General features: G+C 35.6%; 3 protein-coding genes and 2 pseudogenes. All 5 read right to left on the reverse strand.

What is annotated here, in order from left to right:
* Positions 1 to 441 precede the first annotated feature (441 nt).
* A complete protein-coding gene (locus CDZ78_RS01215; protein WP_174664543.1) occupies positions 442 to 1,122 on the reverse strand; it encodes a restriction endonuclease in 681 nt (226 codons plus the stop codon).
* 323 nt (positions 1,123 to 1,445) lie between these two features.
* A pseudogene (locus CDZ78_RS01220) lies at positions 1,446 to 2,993 on the reverse strand (DEAD/DEAH box helicase family protein); the annotation flags it as partial.
* Between the two features lie 14 nt (positions 2,994 to 3,007).
* On the reverse strand, positions 3,008 to 3,760 hold the full coding sequence (locus CDZ78_RS01230) for a Fic family protein (RefSeq protein WP_174664544.1): 753 nt from the start codon (positions 3,758 to 3,760) through the stop codon (positions 3,008 to 3,010).
* A gap of 22 nt (positions 3,761 to 3,782) precedes the next feature.
* Positions 3,783 to 5,234 (reverse strand): annotated as a pseudogene (locus CDZ78_RS01235) (site-specific DNA-methyltransferase); the annotation flags it as partial.
* 155 nt (positions 5,235 to 5,389) lie between these two features.
* The coding region (locus CDZ78_RS01240; protein WP_444979188.1) for an ISAzo13-like element transposase-related protein at positions 5,390 to 5,821 on the reverse strand (432 nt) is incomplete at its 5' end.

Here is a 5,821-nt window from a genome sequence, read left to right on the forward strand (position 1 = left end):
TTGTCTAAGGAAAATATTCCTGCTTATAAGCAGTTTATGGCTTTAGCAGGATAGTTATGCCTGAAGACCAGGAGGACTACGCTTTTGATAATTATTGCGACAGAACCCTTGATAACTGGATAGCACAGCGGTTTTAAAAGAATAAAACATCCCTGTTTTTAAACCACAAAAAGCAGGGCTTCCCTGCCCTGCCCCTACGGGTAAAACGGCAAAAACCCGCCGTTTTATTTTGGCAGTTTCGACCTGTTTTTGACAAAAATTTAAAATCCTTCCTATAAACAATACTTCGCCAAAATGAAAATACACTCATTTTTATGAATTTTAAAGCCTATAAGCGATTGATTTATATAGGTGTGAAATTGTCATTTTTGGCTTAAATTAAAATTGGCGAAGGTTTTGATAAAATAAAAGAACCGAGCCAAGGAAGGCGGGTACATGATTTTACAACATCACTTTATCTCTTAAATCTTGATAGGTGGTAATAACATCATATTTTATATCTGCATGACCCAAAGCTTCAAAATGCTTTTTAGCGTAATCAATTCTTTTCTCTTCAATTGCCCTTAATTGCATACTCTCCATGCTACCTTTTGTTTCTGCAATAAAATAAACATATTTGAATTTATCGGTATCAAAAACAATTGCCCAATCAGGGTTATAGTTACCAACAGGGGTAGGGATTTTAAAGTCGTTGGGTAGCTTGGCGTAGACTAAAACTTCACCGCTCTCTAGCTCTTTTGCAAATTCTTGTTCTATTTTAGAATCTGTTTTTAAGTAATCATAAATATGCTTTTTTACTTCTAAAATATTACTGTTTAAAGAGCCTTTAAAATTATTAACTGTAAATATTTTATCTTCGTAAGTGTTGTCGGTTTTAGAGTAGACAATATTATTGATTAAGGTGGCTGCTTTTTCATCGTTGATGATTTTAGATATTTCTTTGATGAAACTTTCAGGGTTTACCTGAAAATTATAAAAGGTATTTGCTTTTATTTTTTGCAAAATAGAAACAACCGTTTTTCTATTTAGTCGGGTTTCTTTAGCAATTTCTCCAATTAAATCATATTTAACCGCTCCTAATAATGAGTTTGCTTTCTCGGTAACATCATTGGTCTTAACCATACTATTACTTGCTTTTAGGCTAATTTCATCAATTGTTTTTTTCTGTTCCCCTTCAGTAATATGAACAATGACTTTTTTAACGGTTAATTTGTCATCTATCGTTAAAACACTCTTTTTAATTAGCTCTTCATCTGAAAAATCAACTTCATAAACAGTTTTGATATTTTTTTATGCGCTTTGCGCTCTTCTCGGTTAGGACGTTTGCTAACTTTACTCATAATTTCTATTGAGGGTAGTATTAGAGCTTAATAGGATAGGAAAGCATTATATAGCAAATATAAAATGGCTTTTTATGCGGGTTTTATTTCATGCGTCAGGGCTGGTTTGGAGTCGAAACTCAACAGCTTTTCTTTATCCTTCATAATCAACTCGTAAGCAATACCGTCAGCCAAGGTGGTCCCTTCACCTTTGGATTCTTTGAACAGAGCCTGACCTTTGCTGTCTTTTTTTTTATCAATCGCAAAATAGCCATTATGTACGCTATTTACTAGGGACTCGGTATCCACTTCTTTAAATAAAGAATTATATTTTGGTTTCTTAATGGCTTTACGATATTCCTCTTCAAATATTAGCGCATACTTGCCTTTTTGTGGAACCCCATCATCATCGTAATAGCGGTAGTTACTAACTTTATCTAGAAAGAACAGACTTAACACCTTAATGCCTTCAGCGTTAAGGGCAAGTTCCTTGTTTAGATGCTCATCAATGGTCTTACGGATTTGTAGTCGCTTATAGTCTGTCTCATCAACGTTACCAATAGCTTGTTGTAACTGAATTACATCATCTGTGCTGGTAAAATCGATATATTCTTCATCTTCTTTGCAGTATATTTCATTGATGATGTATCCAGTGTAGACAGAACGCCCACCAGACTCTTCAAATAAATCGCTACCACTTTTTAATTTCTTCTTGATTCGTTTAACGTGTCCATTCTTTAGGGTATCAAATTCAACCGTAGCGGTGATTGGACTCTTTTTGTTGTCAACTGCTAACAATTTGATATACGCCTTGTTATGAGCGTCTTCGACACGAATATGAGCGACTTCTATCTGTTTTACTAGCTTCTGCTCATAAGCATCAATAGAATCCAGTTTATACAGTAAGTTATATTTTTCCTTATGTGCCGCAGAGTAGCGTAAGGTACACAGTGGGTTTAATGATGCTATCGCATTTTTAGCTTTTGATGTGGCATCCACACTTTGTGGTTCATCAATAATAACTACAGGGTTTGTAGATTGAATAAACTCAATAGGTTTAACGCCGCTCATCTTGTCATGGGCGCGATGGATAATATTGGCTTTGTTTTCTTTTTCCGGGTCAGTAAAACTTCTTCTAAATGCATCAATGTTGATGACCATGACTTGAATAGCATCATTGGTTGCAAAATTACGAATTTCACCTAGCTTGGACGAGTCATAGATAAAATAGTCATAAGTGACATTGTTGTAATGTGCTTTAAAGTGCTGTTCAGTAATCTGTAAGGTTTTATATACACCTTCTTTGATGGCAATGGACGGCACAACGATGATGAACTTGGTTTAACTCAAAAATGGAACGTAAATAAACATAGGTCTTACCAGTCCCTGTTTCCATTTCAATAGTGAAGTCCATTGAATCCAGTTTGTTAGATTGTTTAAGACCATTGCGTAATTGATAGCTTTAACATTATCCAGAACATCTTCTTCTACGATGCGCAGGTTATTACCTACACCCAAGTCATTTTGATTGCCGAATATATCTTTTTGAGCTGTAGTGCTAATGGACGGTACAGTAAAATGACTTTGTCGGGTTTCCTGACCTTCGAATAGTTTTACTACAGATTTAATCGCATCCTGTTGGTAGTCAAGTTCTGAATCGAATTGGATTTTCATATGTCGTCCGTGTCTTATGCAGTTTTGATGAGTTTTAATAGTCGTTCTAAAGACTGAATTACATAGTTTGCAATAAGCATATGAAAGTCAGATTTATCTTGTTCAAGATTACATTTCTCCAGTGCATTGTAATAAGAGAGTCGTGCTTTGGTATCACCACTGATATTAGCAATAGGGTAGCCTGCTTGTAATAAAATCAGATTCATAACTAAGCGTGCGGTTCGACCATTACCGTCAATGAAAGGATGTATGGTTGCTAACTGTTCATGTAATTCGGCAGCCAAGATAACAGGATGAAGGCCAGAACGGTTCTGTTGATAAAACAGAAAGTAGTCTTCCATCAATTTCTCAATCTGCCAAGGTTGTGGCGGTGTATGTTGACTACCACTAATCATCACAGGCACTTGTCGAAAGCGACCTGCATTATCTCTATCTAATGCATGTAGGATAAGTCCGTGAATAGCTAATAAATTGTGTTTATTAAACGGCTCATTGGACTTAACTAAATCACGAATAAAATTAATCGCTTCATAATGGTTAATAGCTTCCAGATGTTCGTTCATCGGCTTACCATCGATGGTCAAGCCTTTATGAATGACCAAATCAGTTTCACGTAGTGTTAAGGTGTTACCTTCAATACGGTTGCTGTCATAGGTGTATTCAATGTGCAGTGCTTCAAGAATTTCATCACTATGCCAATCCCTATGCTGGTCAAGTTCTGCTTTTAAATTATCTACGTGTTGGAGTAAGGTTTTAATTTCGTCCATTTGTCACTTCCACATTGGAATGTTATATACTTTTAACATCATCAATCGTATAACGTTTAAGAATTTGTAAAGCGTTAGTCTTTACTACAGGGTCTGCAAAACCGTTGTCCAAAAATACAACTTTCATGACTTCGGGGTCTAATTCTTCTTTCAACTGACCAATACCTTCGATTACTTCTAAGGTAATATTATCATCCAAACAGACCACCAAGGCACCAAAACCTATGGAGTAAAGTGTTTTACGCTCTTCAATGGGTAGGGTTAAATCTAAGCCGTATTTCAGTAGAACTTCATACAGCACATCTTCCGGTTCACGTTCGGGTTTAATATTGTCAATGGCATCAAGTAGTGACTGTTGGATATTATCTTCATCTATATCCCAAGCTTTGATGTTGGAAGAGTCCAGTTTGAAAACCTTGAAGCCAATGTCTAAACTTTCTATACCGTCTTTATCTTGATTGGCAGATAGGATTTTCTCACCAGCACGTCGGATACGTTCTTTGCCAATATCGGCAATAGTGTTATAGCCAGCTTTAAAAGCATCAGTTTTTTCATCACAAGTTTCAGGGAGTTGAACCATTATGTACTTTCGACTGCCGTTGTCTTGGGCATTTAAGTCCATAACTGAATGGGCACTAGTACTAGAGCCTGAGAAAAAATCAAGAATCAGGGCGTCATTACCTGAAGAAAAAGAAATATATTTAGATAATAAACTTACTGGTTTTGGGTTAGTAAATAATTTTCTTACTTCTGGGAATAAATGTTTTAAGTCATAAGCTCCTAAGCGCCCATCAAGCTCAATAACACTGGATAGTTTTTTAACATAGTCTTTAGCATAAACCTTCAATTCGATAATTTTATTATGGTCTTCACCAAACAGTATCTTTCCCTCTTGTAGTAGTTTTTGAATAGTCTCTTCAGGAAATCTATATCCCATCAATGGTTGTTTGCATGGTAAATTTGTTGATGGATGAAGAATGTCGTATCTATACCCCTCTTTACCAGGGTTATGAACACTTTGACTACCTGTATAAACTCCATCGTTGTCAATATATTTATATCTATCTAGTGAGCTAAGTTGGTTTTTATTTTCACGGAACCATTTAGAATATGTGACTTGAAGCTCACTTTTATCCTTAATATCTGATGTTAATTGATTACCTAATTCAACAAGAATATCTTTGATTTTTGAAACTTTTAATTTCCATGTGCTTTCTAAGCTATCTTTGTTTTTAGCGAACACAACAATACTTTCGTGTTCAGTAGCAATATTTGTAGGGTTATTATCTGTAACATTTTTCCATATAATATTTCCTACAAAGCTTTCTTCCCCAAACATTTCATCACAAAGCTTTTTTAAATTTGCCTGCTCATTGTCATCAATAGAAATAAAAATAACCCCATCATCTTTTAATAGGTTTCTAGCTAACTTAAGACGTGGGTACATCATGTTCAACCAATTGGTGTGATACCTACTATAGCACCCCAAAGAGTCAAGACAGATTTTTCAACAATCCTTATTCCATATTCCTAAGCCGCTTCATTCTGCTGTTCATTAGCTAAAATACTTTCTCTATATACATTCATTGGTTTTTTATAGTCCAATTCGCTCAAATTGTGCATTACGATTTATATGCTCGCCTGTAGACTTTTTTTTAACGCTTTGCGTTTGACGTAACCATGGTTTTTTAATAATTTCCTGACAATGTTTCGACTCACCTTAAAGCCTTCTTTAGTTAATAGACTAGCAATATCTGAGCAACTTAAATTTGTCCATTTGATCTTCTCATTCATTGGGTCTCCTGCAGTATGTTCTTTTAAGAGCTGTAGAAAAACATTATTAATATCAGGGGGCTTTAAAAGTATAGGGCTTCGACCACCCCCTGTTTTCCGATTGCGCTTTTCCAGAACATCTTCTTCGTCAAGCTCTGTAATTCCGCGTAGAATAGTATTACGCGAACAATTAAAAAGACGAGCAATATAACTGACGCCTCCTCGCCCAAGCTTTGAGGCTTCAACTCCAGCATACAAACGTCTATTTTTTCTGGTAAGCGATTGTAT

It is taken from the genome of Bathymodiolus platifrons methanotrophic gill symbiont, assembly GCF_002189065.1.
GTDB lineage: Bacteria > Pseudomonadota > Gammaproteobacteria > Methylococcales > Methylomonadaceae > Methyloprofundus.

What these genes read in the sequence shown, in the direction of transcription:
- CDZ78_RS01230 (WP_174664544.1), bottom strand. Translation starts at nt 3,760, where the DNA reads ATGGACGAAATTAAAACCTTACTCCAACACGTAGATAATTTAAAAGCA.
- CDZ78_RS01215 (WP_174664543.1), bottom strand. Translation starts at nt 1,122, where the DNA reads ATGGTTAAGACCAATGATGTTACCGAGAAAGCAAACTCATTATTAGGA.